The sequence below is a fragment of the Mariniradius sediminis genome, assembly GCF_021491425.1.
Taxonomy (GTDB): Bacteria; Bacteroidota; Bacteroidia; order Cytophagales; family Cyclobacteriaceae; genus Mariniradius; species Mariniradius saccharolyticus.
In genome coordinates, this window is the sequence record NZ_JAKEVZ010000007.1 from 168,967 (window position 1) to 186,232 (window position 17,266).

Genomic DNA, 17,266 nt, shown 5'->3' on the forward strand with positions numbered 1-17,266 from the left:
TTTGTCTTACATAATTGTTGCAATAAAAAATTCTAGTCCTCTCCAACTTTTTAATCCACAGCCCAAAGCCACTTGCCGTAGCCCTCCTTTTCCATGTTTTGTTTGGGGATGAAGCGCATCGCGGCGGAATTCATGCAGTAGCGTAGGTTGGTTGGTTCGGGCCCGTCGTTGAATACATGCCCCAAGTGGGAATCTCCCAATTTGCTCCTCACTTCGACCCGAACCATCCCGTAACTCGAATCAGTCGGTTTGTCGATCAAGCGTGCATCCAAGGGCTTGGTGAAGCTTGGCCATCCCGAGTAGGATTCGTATTTGTCCGAGGATGAAAAGAGGGGTGCGCCAGACACAATGCAGACATAGATTCCTTTTTCCTTGTTGCCGTTGTATTCGTTGCTGAAAGCACGTTCCGTTTCTTCGTGCATGGTCACGGCAAACTGGAGTGGGCTGAGCCGCTCTTTGAGCTCTTTTTCACTGGGTTTCTTGTATTGGGTTTCCGGCTTGGTTGGCCAATGTGCCGCAATGAAGGCATCTCTTCCGGAACCTTTTCTGTAGGCGTAATAGTCATCCGGATTTTTCTTGTAGTAATCCTGATGGTAATCCTCTGCTGGATAGAAGTTGGTAAACTTAATGATGGGCGTCACGATCGGTTTTTCGAACACCCCTGATTTTTTAAGTTTTGCGATAGAGGCTTCTGCCGCATCCTTCTGGAGTTTGTCATGAAAAAAGATCGCAGAGGTGTATTGAAAACCACGGTCATAAAATGAGCCCCCTTCATCTGTTGGGTCGAACTGCTGCCAAAAGATGTCCAACAGTTCGCTGTAACTTATGATGTCAGGGTTGAAGGCGATCTGAACGGACTCACGGTGGGTGGTTTTGCCGCTTGCTACCTGTTCGTAGGTCGGATCTTTTTCCTTGCCACCCGCATAGCCTGAGGTGACGGAAATAATGCCATCGATTCCCTCAAACGGGGCTTCGATACACCAAAAGCAGCCTCCTGCAAAAGTTGCGAGTGCCGTTGGCCCTGCATAAGTGCTTGTTTCCTCGTTTTCCGAAATTTTTTCTTTTCCGTTTTCAGCTTTGGAACAGGCCAAAAAACTGAACAGAAAACTGGTCATAAATACCAAAGTGAGGATTTTCTTTCTTGATTTCATATATAAACGTGCTGTTTGATCAGTATCAATGGATTTTGGGTATGGTTTTGGTTGAAATACTAAACAGTGATTTTCAACAATTCCCTTTGATCAATATATGGTTTTGGATTCGATACACGTTTGATAACAGAATTTTGGATGATTCTGTTTGCCTCCAAAAGTTAAGAATCCTTAAGCGCATTACACTAGACCAACTATTACTACTTACACTAAACCAACACAAAGATGAAAAGCAGAAATTTTGTATTGTTTGGGTTCGTGCTGCTACTTGCCGCGGCGACCCAGGAAGTCAGCGCCCAATCCAAGGGCGGAATCGGAATCAAGGGTGGCTTGAACTACAACTCCAATGGACAGTATTTCAAGGACGCAGAGGCGATTTGGGGTGATCCCATGAACAATCTCGGTTACCATGTCGGGATGTTCGGGAAAATCAATGCTGGCCCTGTGTTTTTCAGGCCTGAGGTGTATTATACCAACCTGAAGTCGGAAATCAACATGGTGACGCTGCAAACAAAACGACTCGACGCGCCGGTGCTCGTAGGTATCCACCTTTTTGGACCTTTGGTTTCGGTCTTTGGCGGACCTTCGTTTCACTATTATTTGGAAGATGAACTGCGTGGATTTGATTATGATAAATTCAACGCAGGTTATCAATTTGGTGTCGGTCTGAATCTTGGAAGTGTTGGGTTAGACCTGCGGTACGAAAAGGTACTAAACGGACAATCTGTAGACATCGATCAAGTATTTACTGGCACCGATGATTTCAAATTTCAACAACTCATGCTGGGTCTGTCATTCAAGTTTTGAAAGCCCTCAAAAAATCGAAATAGAAACTCCGAAATCCATTTAATCAATCCCCGAACCTCTCGGGGATTTTTTTTGGCTTCGCAATCAACATTTGATTAGCTTTTAGGTTGACAACTCATACCTATTTGAACCCATGATGCCAAATAAATTAAGACTGCTACTCTTTGCCTTGCTCGCCGCATTTTCCTGTAAGACAGAGGAAGAAAAGTTTGTCACCGAGAAACCCGACGAAAACCGATTTACAAAGATCACTTTGATAGAAAAGTTGGATGAACCGATGGAACTGGAGGTCTTGGAGGATGGCAGGGTGATTTTTATCGAGCGAAAAGGGAAGGTGCGTATGTACGAGCCTACTACCGGAATCGCTAAGGACATTGGATTTTTGCCGGTTTATTTCGAGGCGGAGGATGGTTTATTGGGCTTGGCGAAAGATCCTGGATTTAAGGACAACCATTGGATATATCTCTATTATTCTCCTATTGGTGAAAAGAGTATCAACCGGCTGTCTCGGTTTACACTGGTGGAGGACATCTTGGATATGGGTTCGGAAAAGATCATGCTGGAGATTCCACATTTCAGAGGCTGTTGCCACAGCGGTGGTTCTTTGGAGTTTGATGCAAAAGGGAATTTGTTCCTTTCCTTGGGAGATGATTCGACCCCATTTGAATCCGATAATTACAACCCGATTGATGAACGTCCCGGAAGACCCGAAAACGTTGATGCACAGCGGAGTTCAGCGAATAGCAATGACCTCAGAGGCTCGATTCTGCGGATAACTCCGCAGCCTGATGGCAGCTATTCGATTCCGAAAGGGAATCTCTTCCCCGTCGGTACTCCCAATACGCGTCCGGAAATCTATGTAATGGGCAACAGGAACCCATTTCGGATTTCCGTAGATCAGAAAACCGGAACATTGTATTGGGGCGAAGTCGGTCCGGATGCGCAGGAAGACAGTTTGCGACGAGGTCCAAGGGGTCACGACGAGATCAATCAGGCGAAAGGGCCGGGCTTTTTTGGTTGGCCGTACTTTGTAGGTAACAACAAGCCGTATTGGCATTACAATTTTGAGACGAAGGAAAGCGAATATGAGTACGATCCCAAGGCTCCTGTCAACAATTCCCCCAACAATACGGGAGTCAATATTCTTCCACCTGCCCAGCCTGCTTTTATTTGGTATCCATATGCGGACTCGGAGGAATTTCCGATGCTGGGTTCAGGAGGGCGGAATGCGATGGCTGGCCCAGTCTACTACCATGACATGTTTCCGAAAACCGAGGTGAAATTCCCCAAATATTACGACGGGAAGCTTTTCGTATATGATTGGATGCGGAATTGGATATTTACGGTCACCATGGATGAAAACCAAGACCTAGACACTTTGGAGCGTTTTATGCCTTCGACGGTTTTTGACAAGCCGGTGGATATGCAGTTTGGGCCCGATGGCAGTCTGTACATATTGGAATATGGCACTTATTGGAGTGCGCAAAACGATGATTCGGGCATTTATAAAATCGAATTCAGCGCAGGAAACAGAAAGCCGATCGCAAAAGCCGTTGCGGACAAAACCCAAGGGGCGGCACCGCTCAGTGTCAATTTCGATTCAGGAAAGAGTTTTGACTTTGACGAGGGAGATAGCTTACTGTATCAATGGGATTTCGAAGGAAACGGGAAAAATGTGTCCACTGGTCAAAAGGCATCCTATACGTATTCCCAGCCTGGAGTTTACAAAGCGAAATTGACGGTGAAGGATAAGGAAGGCTTGGAATCATCTGCAGAAGTGGAGATAGCGGTTGGCAATGAGCCGCCACAGATTGACATTCAATGGACAGGAAACAAGTCATTCTATTTTGGGAAAGAACCTATTGATTATCATGTGACTGTGACTGACAAAGAAGACGGTGCTGGGAACAACGGAGTCCTGGAAGCGACAAGTGCCCGGCTTACCTGGGATTACCTGCCGGAGGGCTTTGATAAAATAGAATCCGGACTTGGACACCAACAACCCACCCTCAGTGCGTTTTCGGTAGGGGAGGGATTGATTGTAAAAAGCGGCTGCAACGCCTGCCATGGTGTCGATAATGTATCCATTGGGCCAAGCTACACGCAGGTGGCTTTGAAATATGAAGACAAGACGGATGCAAAGGATTATTTGATGCAAAAGATCACGGCTGGCGGGGGCGGAGTCTGGGGGGAGCGGCAAATGCCAAGCCATTCCCATATTGCCCAAACCGATATCGGGCATATGGTGGATTATGTGCTCTCACTTTCTCCCAAGTATCAAAGTAATATTTCCAACCAAATACCGCCGAGTGGCTCGCTGATATTGGATAGGCACGATGGATCTAATGGGAAAGGTGTTTACCTGTTTACAGCGAGCTTTCAGGACAAGGGCGCCAATGGCATCAAACCGATCTTGAGGCAGGAACAAATTACGCTTCGCAATCCTTTGATATTGGCGGCGGATGCCGACGAGTTTGTGGGGACGGCCAAGGCCAATTTCCGCGATTCCCGCCTTGTGAAGTTTACCGAGAACAAATCTTACTTGGTGTTCCGAGATATCGATCTCACCGGATTGAAGGAATTGGTACTTGCCTTGGATCCAAACCGCAAAACCGGCTGGTTCGAATTGCGCTTGGGTGGAGTTGATGGAAGGATCCTCGCAAAATCCCAGGTCATTAGCAAAGATTCCCGTCCCAAAAATTCCCAGGAAAAATGGTTCGACATTACCATGAAGATGGAAGCTTCCTTTAATCAAGGGGATCTATACCTCGTGTTTCAAACAGAAACCGGAGTGGATATTTGGGGTTCATTCTTGCTGCACACCGTGAGATTCAAGAATTGATCAATTTCGGTGTCGCGTATCCTCTTACGTTATTTGGAGGCAAATTGCGAGCCATTCCAAAACAAAAAAACCTGGCTATCTGCCAGGTTTTCTTTTTACATATCGTCAGGACCTTCTTCGAGTTCCGTAGGTTTTTGCCTTTCGGAGGATTTGTAAGGGACAAATCCTTCCCGCTTGAATTTATAAGGCTCTGTTCTCTGGTTTGGCGCATGGTTTGCCAAGTCGAGCATTCCGAATCCCTTGTGGGTAAAGGCGCCCAAGCCGCATTTGAAAACGAAGTCTTGAACCTCTTTGGCAGCATAGAGGGTAAATGGCAAAGTGTAACCACGAACCTCATACTTTACATCCATGTCGTACACGGAATAGATTCTAGCGAATTTCTTTTGCTGTTCACGGAGCTTGTTGACATAGTTCATGTCCGGAACCACCTGGAACTTGTAGAAAGATTCCATTTGCTCGGGCGTGTACCATCCTGACCGTTCCATCCTGGTCAATGTGGACTCGTACAACAGGTCCGAAAACTCATCTGTGTCGGGATTGATGAATCGTTTGCCTGATTCGTCATTGAATGCCGGGGTCAGCAAAACCAATGGAGAGATGCAGACAAACTTATTGGATGTCTCCAATGCAGGCTCTATTTCCTGCTCCGTGTACTCTGGCGAAAGAATCAAGTTCCCCAATTCAACCTTTGGTGTTTCGAAAACCTGCTCCAACAGATAGTCCATGAATTTTTCATTGGGTGATGAAAGCACAAGCGTGACCAAGCTGGAATAGTAATGAAGACCGCTTCTACTCACTTTGGTCTGTCCTTTCAGACCAGAGAAGTTGAAGTAATTGTAATTGAAAAACTCTTCCTTGCCTCCTTTCACAATCAAACCTTTCAGGAACTGTGCCAAGATGTACTGGTGATGGAATGGCAAATAAGCTCCCTTGTTTTTTAACGAAAATATTAATCTTATTCTCACGGTTTTTTAGAAAAAAAGAAATGAAACAATTTTTTTAGGAAATCAAACGTACTGCAATTTTTTCAGATTCTTGCAAAAGTACAAATTTTTTTTCAATTGTTTTGCTATACATTGAAGCGAAAATGCATGATATCGCCGTCTTGTACGATGTATTCTTTACCCTCAATTGCAATCTTTCCGTTCTCGCGGCACCCTGCCTCGGATTTGTACAATTCGTAGTCCGAAAGCTTGATCACTTCCGCTTTGATAAAGCCTCTTTCGAAGTCAGTATGGATCACACCTGCTGCTTGAGGCGCCTTCCAGCCCTTTTTGATGGTCCAAGCGCGCACTTCTTGTACCCCTGCGGTGAAGTAGGTGATGAGGTCGAGCAGTTTGTACGCTGCGGCGATAAGTTTGTTGAGCCCGCTTTCATCCAACCCGTATTCAGAAAGGAACATGGCTTTTTCGTCGGCATCTTCAAATTCGGCGATTTGCGATTCAATAGCTGCACATAGCACGATCACTTCTGCATTTTCCGATTTTACCGCTTCGCGCAGTAGGTCGACGTATTTGTTGCCGGTTAGGATGTTTTTCTCATCGACATTGGCCACATATAGCACGGGTTTGATGGTCAGGAGGTGCAGGTCACGCACCACTTCAAGGTCTTCTTTTTCCACATCCACAGAACGGGCATTCAATCCGGATTGGAGGCCGTCCTTGAATTTATTTAGGATTTCAACGTCTTTTTTGGCCTTTGCATCCCCTGATTTCGCGATTTTTTCAAAACGTTGGATTTTTTTCTCGATCGACTCAAGGTCTTTCAATTGGAGTTCCGTGTCAATCACTTCCTTATCAAACACCGGATCAACACTGCCTGCCACGTGGACGATGTTATCATCTTCGAAGCACCTGACCACATGGATGATGGCATCCACCTCACGGATATTTGCCAAAAACTTGTTGCCAAGGCCTTCCCCCTTGCTCGCCCCTTTCACCAAACCTGCAATGTCGACGAATTCGATCACTGTTGGGATGACACGCTGTGGCTTTACCAAGCCCTCGAGTATACCCAGCCTCTTATCGGGAACGGTGACGACGCCAACGTTCGGCTCTATGGTACAAAAAGGAAAATTTGCCGCTTCGGCCTTTGCACTAGATATTGCATTGAATAAAGTAGACTTGCCTACGTTGGGCAACCCAACGATTCCGCACTGTAATCCCATGGATGGTTGATTAAATTTTGAAGATTTTGTAGTCCTTATATCCCCTGTAAAACTCCGACACTGACACCCGTAGAATCGTATATACAGGGATGGCAAAGATCATTCCGAGCACCCCGGCGATTTTTGCCCCGGCAAAGATAACAACAAAAATTTCAAGAGGATGGGCTTTTACCGATTTGGAGAAAATCAATGGCTGTAGCACGATATTATCGGTTAATTGCACGACGGAAAAAACCGATAGTATCTTCACCACCATGAATACGATATCATTGGAATCATTGAATTCTCCTGTTGTCAATCCGACGATAACCCCAAATGAAGCACCAAGAATCGGCCCTGCATAGGGAATCAGGTTGGCAAATGCCGCAAACATGGCGATTGTCAGCGCGTAGTTGATGTCCATCAGGGTGAGTCCAATGGATGCCATCGAAAAAATGATCGAAATCTGCACCAATAGGCCCACAAGGTAGTTGGATAGCAGCTTTTCGACTTTGCTAAACGTGGACACCGCAAGTTCAAAATAGGCGTTTGGTACAAGGCTCATGATGTTTCTTCGTAGGAGGCCATTCTCCAGCAATAAGAAAAACGTGATGAATGCAACCGCCATAAATGCGATAAAGAAGGAGCTAGTCGTATTTACGATCGTATTGATGATTCCTTGAAACTGAATCTTGCTGAAGCTTGAAATCAGACTTTCCCGCACTTGAAGGATCAGGAATCCAGGTTCGCTCTTGATCACACCGTACCGGATGAGAAGGTCTTCGATCTTTCCCACAGGATTTTGGATTTGCTCATACACATAATCCAAATCGTAGGACCCGATGATGCGAAGTTGGTCGCTGATCAACGGCACAAACAGCAAGCCTGCGAGGAATACAATAAATGCCACCAAGAGGTAGGACATCAATATGGCCATCCATCGTGGGGGGTGTTGCCCAAGGATGTGGAATGAATTGATTCGATTGGTAAGTGGGCGCAAAATCGCCGCTAGTACCAGGGAAAAAATGAGGTAAAGCGTGATGTTGGAAAAGTACCAACCGACTACCAAAAAAATCAGGATTGCAATAAACAGAATGACGACCGGCCTCTTCATAAAATTGGAAAAAAGGAAAAGAAACAAATACAGTCGAAACTCCCCCGACCTAGTTCCCGAAAATAAGGAATTTGTTTCTTTTCCTCGGTGCTTATCGGGACATTACTCCCATTTCAATTCATCGTCGTATTCGCTCTCGGACTCCTGGTTGTCAAACTGGGAGAAATCGAAATCTGGCATGAGGTCGTTTTTCACATGTTCCACGGTATGTTGAAGCGCCTCGAGAAACTTGCCGAAATCCTCTTTGTACAGGAAGATTTTGTGTTTTTCAAAAACAAAGGAATCATCCCTCATTCTTCTTTTACTCTCGGTAATGGTGAGATAGTAGTCGTTTGATTTTGTTGATTTTACGTCAAAAAAGTACGTTCTCTTACCTGCCTTTACTCTCTTGGAGAAGATTTCTTCTCTGTCATTTCCTCTGTGATCTTCCACTGTCCAAAGATGTTTTGTGTGATTAGCGTGCATTTGGTGCGACAAGTTAAATCAATAAAAAAAAAATATTCAAGCGATTAAAAAGTTTTTTTTGAAACAGCAGTGGGCGATTTGCCAGTATCATGAAATAAGATTCGCCATAAAATAAAAAAAGAGGGCTGCCCCTCTTTTTTATTCACCATGCATGTAGACCTTTTTAGCCAACAGCGTTTCTTCGGATTCCCTGTGGTCAGGATCATCCACGCAGCAGTCTACGGGGCATACCGCGGCGCACTGGGGCTCTTCGTGAAACCCCGTACATTCGGTGCATTTCTCTGTTACGATATAGTAAAATTCGTCGGATCTTGGTTCCTGTTTCTCGCTGGCATCGATGACCGTGCCGTCTTCCAATGTGACTTCTTTCAATTTGGTTCCACCTGCCCAGGTCCATTCAATGCCGCCTTCATAGATGGCAGTGTTTGGGCACTCTGGTTCACATGCACCACAGTTGATGCATTCGTCAGTTATCATGATTGCCATGGCGTGTAATTTTTTGCCGTAAAGTTAATAAGACAATAACACTTGCACCAAGAAAAAGTTGTCATGCTAATTAATTTAATTTCATTCCCGTCGGGCTGTAATTTGGAGCAATGGGTATCTTTGCCCAAAATATCTGTGATGAGTCTTGAGGATCGAATAGCAGCATTTGCAAAATTGGGTGAACGTATCGGGCACCTTTCTGATGACGAGCGCGAAGATCTTTATCAGAGAGCTGAAGCCCAAAACCGCTGGTTTACCCATAGGGAGGTTGCTGCGGCATTGGATGCTTGGTATGATTTGTTGACAGAAGAAGCGCTTCAGGCTTGGCTTGACGGCTATCATTTGGGAGAAATACCCAATCCCAAGTCCATCGGAATCATGATGGCTGGAAACATACCCGCAGTCGGTTTTCACGACCTGATGGCTGTGTTATTGGTAGGGCACAAGGCCTGTGTCAAACTGAGTTCATCCGACACGGTATTGATGGGATGGTTGATCCGGAATTTGCTGGAAATAGAGCCTCGGTTTTCCATTACGATTGAGGAATTTCTTAAAGCCAAAGATGCTTATATCGCTACTGGAAGCGACAATTCGGCTCGATATTTTGAATACTACTTTGGAAAATATCCCAATCTCATCCGAAAAAACCGGACTTCGGTAGCGATACTGAACGGTGACGAAAATGAATCAGACCTTCGGGCCCTAGGTAGGGATGTTTTTCAGTATTATGGCCTCGGATGTAGAAATGTCTCCAAGCTTTATGTGAATGGCATGGAGAGTATCCGTAGGTTTTTGGACGCTGTGGAGAAGTATAAGTATGTGGCCGATAACCATAAATATTTCAACAACTACGAATACAACAAGTCCATCTACCTTGTCAATCGTGAGCCCCACTTGGATAACGGATTTCTTCTAGTCCGGGAAAGTGAGGGATTGGTTTCGCCGATTTCGGTGGTTTTTTATGAGATATACAACGACGAATATGAGTTGAAAAATAGCCTATCACAGATATCGGACAAAATTCAATGCATCTTGAGCAAGGATGCATGGTACCCCCAAAGCCTTCCATTTGGCGAAGCGCAATGCCCTGCCTTGGATGATTATGCCGACGGAGTTGACACGATTACGTTTCTCAAAAGTCTGGGCTAGCCTTTAGGTATGTTGAAGGTGAATTCGCTGCCTAGGGATTCTTGACTTTGGATTTGGAGTTCGCCACCATTTTTCTTGACATACTCATGCACGAGTAGCATGCCGAGGCCTGTACCGCCCTCTTTGTTTTTCCCTGGTGTTGTGAACGACTCTCTTCTCCTCAATTTCTCAAGGTTTTCGGCATTGATTCCCAAGCCCGTATCTTTTACCTTTACCTGGACTTCACTACCCATATCTTTTAGGATTATGGTAACCAAGTCACCTTTCCCCGAAAACTTGATCGCATTGCTGATGAGGTTGCGTAAGGACAGGTCAATCATGTTTTTGTCTGCAAAAACCTCCAAATTGCCGTACCGCTGAACCCTCAAGGTGATCCCCTTTTCCTTGGCCATATTTTCGAACAGATCAAATTCCTGGTCCACCAGTTTTTCCAAATCAAAGAATTTCTTTTGGATAAACTCTCCCTTCATTTGGCTACTGGTCCATGCGAGGAGATTCTCCAATAGGATGGAAACTGAATCCATACTTTTGTTGATTTCGGGCAGGATATCAAAAAAATCATCCCGGCTAACATCGCCATTTTGGGAGAGCTTGATAAGTTCCCGGATACCAAAAATGGGTCCTTTTAGGTCGTGTGAAATGATCGAAAACAGCTTGTCCTTGAGGCTGTTCATGTTTTTAAATTCCTGGCTTTGCCGAAGAATCTGGTTCTGAATTGACTTTTCCTGGGTAATGTCCTCAAAAAGCACGAGCATGCCCGTTACGTTTGATTTGCTGCCGAGCATCGGGATAAACTCCACTGAATAGTCCCTCGCAATTTCCCCAATTTTCAGGCTTGCCTCTGTTTTGGCTTGCTCTTTTTTGGAAAGGAAGGCTTCCAAGCTTTCGCTTCCCGGAATCACCCCCGCGATGGATTTGCCGATGATCTCGCTCGGTTTTTTCCCAATCCATTTTTTGATTGAGGGGTTGAAGTCGATGATCCGGAGGCTTGGGTCAAAGACCAATATGCCTTTGGTGATGACTTCGAAGACCTTGTCCCTTGCAATCGGCCTAATGTTGAAAAGCTCAAACCTCAGCAAGCCGATACCCACAAAAATGTACATAAACAAAAAAGCATATGGGGTAAGGTCTATATGCTCAAAAGGGCGATAGCCAAAAAGATACACGAGGTTGAAAACCCAAGGCACAAATCCCGCCAACAACAACAGGTAGGTTTGGTTTTTGAAGAAGGCTTCTGCAAAACGAAACCTGTACACAAGGAGGAGACTGCCTGTAAACAGCGAAATGTAAAAGAATCCAACGTGTACGTAATACCAGGGACCCACGGTAATCGCCAAAAGCGGAAAGGGGCCATCCAAATAGATATCGACTTCTTTATAGTGTAGGTGGTGCCACGGGTTTGACACTACGAGGAGAAATGTGAGAATCGGGATACCAAAAACCAGCGGGAAAAACTTGCGGGATGTCCAATTGTGTAATCCCGTATATTTGAGACAGAACCAAAGCCATGTGCCCGGCGCAAAAGCAATGCCCACATATTCAATCCTTACCCATCGAAGCATGGCTTCCAGGGTGCTTGAGGACAGCTCAAAGCCATACGCCAAGGCCCAAATCGCCACGAGAAGCATGGTAATAGCAAACCACCTGACAGAATCTCCGAGTCTATAGATGATTACAGAGGAAATACCTGCCACTATCATACCCGAAATCAACAGGGTGACCGAAAAAATATTGAAATCCAAGGAGATTGGTGTTAAGGATGGCTTAAAAGTAAAGAAATTTTCAAAGTAAAAAGGATTTATTATTTTTTTGTATGCCGGCGATCAATATGGAACAGCAACGGAATCAGATGTATAAAGGAACAAAGAAACTGGTAAGTTTTCCCACCACGTTTGAAATAGCCATTTTTTTGAGTGTGGTCGTATTTGTGGTGGTTTGGCTCTTTTCAACGCCTGGTATACAGGGAGAATCGATTGATCCGAAGCAGATACTATCATTTTGGCGAAAAGGATTTTGGGAACTATTAGAGTTTACCATGCAGATGATCATGATCCTCGTGTTGGGATATGCCTTGGCAACTTCGGGTCCAGCTCAAAAACTTTTGGGAACGCTTGTCGTGATTTCCAACACCAATACAAAAGCTGTTGTTGTTACCGGCACGACCGCAATCGTAGCGGGCTACTTGAACTGGGGATTTGGGCTTATTGTTGGAGCTATTTTGGCGCGGCAAATTGGGCAGGCTGCCGCTAAATCAGATTCAAACATCAACTACCCGCTCGTTGGGGCCTCAGGATATTTGGGAATGTTGGTCTGGCACGGAGGACTGTCGGCATCCTCATCGCTCAAGGTTGCGGAAGAAGGACATTTTTTATCGGAGACGATTGGAGTCATACCGATTTCCCAAACGATCTTTTCGGCGACCAACCTTTGGATCAATCTTGCAATTGTCGTGGCCTTGGTGACTTTGATGTATTTCATGTCCAAAAGAAAATTTGAAGGCCTCGAGCTTTCTCGTGACTTGGAGAAAAATGATCATAGCCTGATCCCACAAGGCAAGGGCATGATGGGTAAGGTTCTCGGGATTTTGATTTTGGTACTTTGTGTTTCCGATTTTTTTGCCGCGGACAACCGAGGATTGAGCTTCATAGACCTCAATTATGTCAATCTTGCTTTGATGGGTTTGGGTTTTTTGCTGTTTGGGGATGTGGAGGCATATTTCCGGGCTATTGCGAGAGGGTTATCTGCTTCTACGGATATTTTGGTTCAGTTTCCCTTCTACGCGGGTATTTTGGGTATGATGAAATATTCCGGTTTTCTGGCTGTCGCGAGTGAATGGTTTTTTCAAAATGTATCGGCACAGTTTTTTCCGTTGATGGCTTTTGCAAGTGCTTCTTTGGTAAACTTATTCATTCCCTCTGGAGGTGGACAATGGGCCGTGCAGGGCCCAATTTTGATGGATGCTGGTTACAAATTGGGAATAAACCCCGCTGACCTGATTTTGGCATTTTCATATGGGGATCAGGTGACGAATATGCTTCAGCCCTTTTGGGCTTTGCCCCTACTTTCGATCACGGGAATTCCTGCGAAAAGTCTGTTGAAATACACTGTTTTTTATTTTCTGGTGTCCTTCTTGGTGTTTTCTGTAGGTATATACGCCTTCATGTAGTGCAGGTGCATGACCGTCCGTAGAAATAACCAAGGCTTACTGGAATTTGCTTCCAATTTTGGCCTGATTTTTTAACTTTGCGAACGATTTAAAAAAACCTTCTCATTTTATTAAATACAAGTCCAATGGCATTTGACATAGAAATGATAAAGGCGGTATATGGCAACTATCCCACAAGGATTGCCGCCGCTAGGAAGGCTGTCGGAAGACCGCTTACCCTGACAGAAAAGATTTTGTATGCCCACTTGACGCAAGGTGCAGCGACCGAAGCCTACCAAAGAGGCGGTTCATACGTGGATTTCAACCCTGACCGGGTTGCCATGCAAGACGCGACTGCCCAAATGGCCCTTTTGCAGTTTATGCAAGCTGGTAGGGACAAGGTTGCCGTACCATCTACGGTACACTGTGATCACCTGATTCAGGCAGAAATCGGTGCAGATGCTGACTTGCAAAAAGCCAAGGATAAAAACAGGGAGGTTTATGACTTTTTGGCCTCTGTGTCCAATAAATATGGGATCGGATTTTGGAAGCCGGGAGCCGGTATCATCCACCAAGTGGTATTGGAGAACTATGCGTTTCCAGGCGGTATGATGATCGGAACTGACTCACACACGCCTAACGCAGGTGGATTGGGAATGATCGCAATCGGTGTTGGTGGTGCTGATGCCTGTGACGTGATGGCTGGACTTCCATGGGAGTTGAAATTCCCGAAATTGATTGGTGTGAGATTGACTGGCAGACTTTCCGGCTGGACGTCGGCCAAAGACGTGATCTTGAAAGTAGCAGGAATCCTTACTGTGAAAGGCGGTACAGGGGCTGTTGTGGAGTATTTCGGCGAAGGCGCACGTTCATTGTCGGCCACTGGAAAAGGAACAATCTGTAACATGGGTGCTGAAATCGGTGCCACGACTTCGATTTTTGGCTATGACGAAAAATCAGAGGCCTATCTGAGAGGGACGGATCGTGCCGAAATTGCTGACATGGCAAACGCGATCAAAGAACACCTGACAGGTGATTCCGAAGTCTATGCCCATCCAGAAAAATACTTCGATCAAGTTATCGATATCAATCTTTCCGAACTGGAACCGCATATCAATGGGCCTTTCACACCGGATTTGGCTTGGCCTTTGTCCAAATTCGCCCAAGCGGTAAAGGAAAACGGCTGGCCAGCAAAATTGGAAGTAGGACTCATTGGTTCATGTACCAATTCTTCCTACGAGGATATTTCCCGCGCTGCTTCCCTTGCCCAGCAGGCAGTTGACAAAAAACTTATCGCCAAGTCAGAGTACACGATTACTCCTGGATCAGAACAAGTTCGCTTCACTGTGGAGCGGGATGGTTTCTTGGGTGTTTTTGAAAAAATGGGAGGCGTGGTTTTGGCTAATGCTTGCGGTCCTTGTATTGGACAGTGGGCACGTCACGGCGCCGAAAAGCAGGAAAAAAATTCCATCATTACCTCTTTCAACAGAAACTTCGCCAAGCGTGCGGATGGTAACCCAAACACACACGCGTTTGTAGCTTCTCCGGAAATTGTTACCGCTATGGCAATCTCAGGTGACCTTACATTCAATCCCGTTACCGACACCTTAATCAACGAAGAAGGTAAAGCGGTGAAGTTGGATGAGCCAAAAGGCCTTGAATTGCCTGCTAAAGGATTTGCCGTGGAGGATGCGGGCTACCAAGCTCCGGCTGCGGACGGTTCAAAGGTTCAGGTAATTGTCGATCCGAAGTCCGACAGGCTTCAATTGCTGGCTCCATTCCCGGCATGGGAAGGTACTGACCTCAAAGGACTAAAGCTTCTCATCAAAGCCAAAGGCAAATGCACTACTGACCATATTTCCATGGCAGGTCCGTGGTTGAGGTTCAGAGGTCACTTGGACAACATTTCCAACAACATGCTCATTGGTGCCGTCAACGCTTATAATGGTGAAACCAACAAGGTGAAAAACCAATTGGGTGGAGGTTATGGAGAAGTGCCTGCCGTACAGCGTCAATACAAAGCCCATGGTATCGGGTCCATCGTGGTAGGTGATGAAAACTACGGAGAAGGTTCGTCTCGTGAGCATGCGGCCATGGAGCCGAGATTCCTGGGCGTCCGCGCAATCTTGGTAAAATCATTCGCCAGAATCCACGAAACCAATCTAAAGAAACAAGGCATGTTGGCACTCACATTTGCTAATCCGGCGGATTACGATCTCATCCAGGAAGACGATTCGATCGACATTCTCGGTTTGACAGATTTCACGCCGGGTAAGGCTTTGACAGTCGTGCTACACCATGCAGATGGCAGCAAAAATGAAATCAAAGTCAATCATACCTACAATGAAGGCCAAATTGGTTGGTTCAGGGCAGGTTCGGCTTTGAATTTGATCAAAGCGTCGATTTGATAAATATCAATAAATCAACAAAGCCCGGGATTTCAATTCCGGGCTTTTTTTTGACATCATGGCAATGCTTAAGTTTTTGGCATTTCAATAGATGCGATCTTTTTTGCGGCTGAGGACAAAAAAATTGAAGTTGTTTGCTGGCCAATATTCGGATATGGTTTTTTCGTTTTTGCCATAGTTGGGATCGACGGGAAGGATGGATGGATTTGCAGGTTAAAACCACTGCCGACGGTTACAGAATTATTTGAATTCGACCTTAATATCTGCCAAGTTTATCCTATTTTCGTCCGCCTGTGAATTGATTGCAACTTCCCCGACCACATGATTTTCCATAAACCCACGTTAGTTTGGTTCCTTGTGTTTTTTTTCGGATTTGGTCTATCCGGGACGGTATCTGCGCAGACTTTTGAGTCTGACGAACGGGCTTTGCTGAAGGTGGATGATGGAATCAGTTTTTCCAAGGATTCTTTGTTCTTGATGAACCTGAGGTTCAGGATGCAAAATCGGGCTGGATTCAACACTTTTGGTGGGGATGATTTTGGTGTGGAGGAATATGAGATGCGGGTAAGGCGTATGCGCTTACGGTTTGATGGTTTTGTCGGGACGAGAAAACTCCAATACTACATCCAGCTTGGATTTTCAAAAGCAGATCTTGACCTAGAGAATTCAGAGATCGCCCAACCGCTGAGAGACGCGATTGTCTATTATTTCTTGACCCCTAATTTTTATTTGGGATTTGGGCAATCCAAGCTTCCAGGCAACAGGCAGCGCGTGACGAGCTCGGGTAACTTACAGTTCGCCGACAGGTCTCTTGCCAATGGTTTTTTCAATATCGACCGTGATTTCGGATTCTTTGTCTATAAGACTTTCCTGTTTAAAAATCAATCTGCGCTGCAAGCAAAAGGGGTGATTTCCTCTGGAGAAGGACGAAATTCCACTAAAACCAACAATGGATTGGCATATACCGGAAGGCTGGAGTATTTGCCGTTTGGGGCGTTCAAAAACGTGGGCGATTATTCGGAGGGAGATTTGGAATTCGAACCCAAACCTAGGTTATCGATTGGGATTTCCTATTCGGCTAACTTAAAGGCGACGAGGACTGGAGGCCAATTGGGTCCGGCTCTTTTTGACAACAGGAACATCTATACACTCATCGTCGACGGCATGTTCAAGTATCAGGGATGGGCTGTTTTGGGGGAGTTTTTTAGCCGTGATGCTACTGACCCAATTACATATGGGCCCGAAAACCAGATAAGGTATGTGACAGTCGGAAACGGAATAAACATACAAGTGAGTCGGATGCTAAGCCGTAAGTCGGAACTGGCTGTTCGGTACTCCGCCGTCCAGCCGCGGGAGGACATTATCTCCTTGCAGGATAGGACTGAAGAGTCCATTGTTGGCTACTCATATTACATAAGAAAACATCGGATCAAAATACAGGGAAATGCTGGATACAAATGGCTTGAGGGTTTGCCAGGTTTCGAAAACACCTCAAATTCATTCACAGGTATGTTCCAAGTAGAGTTTGGGATTTGATAGAGCGGCCTATTTTC

At 45.6% G+C, this 17,266-nt stretch carries 13 protein-coding genes; 6 read left to right on the forward strand and 7 right to left on the reverse strand.

Annotation, left to right across the window (positions count from 1 at the left end):
* Positions 1–50: 50 nt before the first annotated feature.
* Positions 51–1,151 (reverse strand): peptide-methionine (R)-S-oxide reductase MsrB, encoded by a 1,101-nt coding sequence (msrB, locus tag L0U89_RS10750; RefSeq protein WP_234861525.1) that lies wholly within the window; start codon positions 1,149–1,151, stop codon positions 51–53.
* A 225-nt stretch (positions 1,152–1,376) separates the two neighbouring features.
* On the opposite strand from msrB, the gene L0U89_RS10755 reads away from it, so the two are divergent.
* The gene (locus tag L0U89_RS10755; protein ID WP_234861526.1) at positions 1,377–1,958 is read left to right on the forward strand and encodes an outer membrane beta-barrel protein; all 582 of its coding nucleotides are present in this window, start codon (positions 1,377–1,379) and stop codon (positions 1,956–1,958) included.
* 133 nt (positions 1,959–2,091) lie between these two features.
* Entirely contained in the window at positions 2,092–4,800 is a 2,709-nt protein-coding gene (locus tag L0U89_RS10760; protein ID WP_234861527.1) for a PQQ-dependent sugar dehydrogenase, read from the forward strand.
* A 95-nt stretch (positions 4,801–4,895) separates the two neighbouring features.
* Here the strand turns inward: L0U89_RS10760 and cas6 are convergent, their stop codons facing one another.
* The 5 genes from cas6 to L0U89_RS10785 form a co-directional block, all read right to left on the reverse strand.
* On the reverse strand, positions 4,896–5,765 hold the full coding sequence (cas6, locus tag L0U89_RS10765) for a CRISPR-associated endoribonuclease Cas6 (protein ID WP_040478683.1): 870 nt from the start codon (positions 5,763–5,765) through the stop codon (positions 4,896–4,898).
* A gap of 104 nt (positions 5,766–5,869) precedes the next feature.
* Positions 5,870–6,967, reverse strand: a complete 1,098-nt coding sequence (ychF, locus tag L0U89_RS10770) for a redox-regulated ATPase YchF (RefSeq protein ID WP_234861528.1) — start codon at positions 6,965–6,967, stop codon at positions 5,870–5,872.
* A gap of 10 nt (positions 6,968–6,977) precedes the next feature.
* Positions 6,978–8,060, reverse strand: coding sequence for an AI-2E family transporter (locus L0U89_RS10775; RefSeq protein WP_234861529.1), 1,083 nt, complete (start codon positions 8,058–8,060; stop codon positions 6,978–6,980).
* A gap of 102 nt (positions 8,061–8,162) precedes the next feature.
* Positions 8,163–8,492, reverse strand: coding sequence for a DUF3276 family protein (locus L0U89_RS10780; RefSeq protein WP_040478753.1), 330 nt, complete (start codon positions 8,490–8,492; stop codon positions 8,163–8,165).
* A 171-nt stretch (positions 8,493–8,663) separates the two neighbouring features.
* Entirely contained in the window at positions 8,664–9,011 is a 348-nt protein-coding gene (locus L0U89_RS10785; RefSeq protein WP_008623749.1) for a 4Fe-4S binding protein, read from the reverse strand.
* A 138-nt stretch (positions 9,012–9,149) separates the two neighbouring features.
* Between L0U89_RS10785 and L0U89_RS10790 the strand changes: the two genes are divergently transcribed.
* Positions 9,150–10,160, forward strand: coding sequence for an aldehyde dehydrogenase family protein (locus L0U89_RS10790; protein ID WP_234861530.1), 1,011 nt, complete (start codon positions 9,150–9,152; stop codon positions 10,158–10,160).
* On the opposite strand, the gene L0U89_RS10795 is transcribed toward L0U89_RS10790, so the two are convergent.
* A complete protein-coding gene (locus L0U89_RS10795) occupies positions 10,157–11,902 on the reverse strand; it encodes a sensor histidine kinase (RefSeq protein ID WP_234861531.1) in 1,746 nt (581 codons plus the stop codon). The two genes, L0U89_RS10790 and L0U89_RS10795, sit on opposite strands and share 4 nt — an antisense overlap.
* A 107-nt stretch (positions 11,903–12,009) precedes the next feature.
* Here L0U89_RS10795 and L0U89_RS10800 point away from each other — a divergent pair, with 107 nt between their 5' ends.
* From L0U89_RS10800 to L0U89_RS10810, 3 genes are all read left to right on the forward strand, one after another.
* Positions 12,010–13,326, forward strand: coding sequence for a TIGR00366 family protein (locus L0U89_RS10800; RefSeq protein ID WP_234861532.1), 1,317 nt, complete (start codon positions 12,010–12,012; stop codon positions 13,324–13,326).
* Between the two features lie 125 nt (positions 13,327–13,451).
* Complete coding sequence (locus L0U89_RS10805; protein ID WP_234861533.1) at positions 13,452–15,713, forward strand: aconitate hydratase; 2,262 nt, start codon at positions 13,452–13,454, stop codon at positions 15,711–15,713.
* Positions 15,714–16,034: 321 nt separating this feature from the next.
* Positions 16,035–17,249: a porin gene (locus L0U89_RS10810; RefSeq protein WP_234861534.1), complete on the forward strand. Its 1,215-nt coding sequence runs from the start codon at positions 16,035–16,037 to the stop codon at positions 17,247–17,249.
* Positions 17,250–17,266 lie beyond the last annotated feature (17 nt).

What these genes read in the sequence shown, in the direction of transcription:
- L0U89_RS10760 (WP_234861527.1), top strand. Translation starts at nt 2,092, where the DNA reads ATGATGCCAAATAAATTAAGACTGCTACTCTTTGCCTTGCTCGCCGCA.
- L0U89_RS10785 (WP_008623749.1), bottom strand. Translation starts at nt 9,011, where the DNA reads ATGGCAATCATGATAACTGACGAATGCATCAACTGTGGTGCATGTGAA.
- L0U89_RS10755 (WP_234861526.1), top strand. Translation starts at nt 1,377, where the DNA reads ATGAAAAGCAGAAATTTTGTATTGTTTGGGTTCGTGCTGCTACTTGCC.
- msrB (WP_234861525.1), bottom strand. Translation starts at nt 1,151, where the DNA reads ATGAAATCAAGAAAGAAAATCCTCACTTTGGTATTTATGACCAGTTTT.
- L0U89_RS10775 (WP_234861529.1), bottom strand. Translation starts at nt 8,060, where the DNA reads ATGAAGAGGCCGGTCGTCATTCTGTTTATTGCAATCCTGATTTTTTTG.
- L0U89_RS10790 (WP_234861530.1), top strand. Translation starts at nt 9,150, where the DNA reads ATGAGTCTTGAGGATCGAATAGCAGCATTTGCAAAATTGGGTGAACGT.
- L0U89_RS10810 (WP_234861534.1), top strand. Translation starts at nt 16,035, where the DNA reads ATGATTTTCCATAAACCCACGTTAGTTTGGTTCCTTGTGTTTTTTTTC.
- L0U89_RS10805 (WP_234861533.1), top strand. Translation starts at nt 13,452, where the DNA reads ATGGCATTTGACATAGAAATGATAAAGGCGGTATATGGCAACTATCCC.
- ychF (WP_234861528.1), bottom strand. Translation starts at nt 6,967, where the DNA reads ATGGGATTACAGTGCGGAATCGTTGGGTTGCCCAACGTAGGCAAGTCT.
- L0U89_RS10800 (WP_234861532.1), top strand. Translation starts at nt 12,010, where the DNA reads ATGTATAAAGGAACAAAGAAACTGGTAAGTTTTCCCACCACGTTTGAA.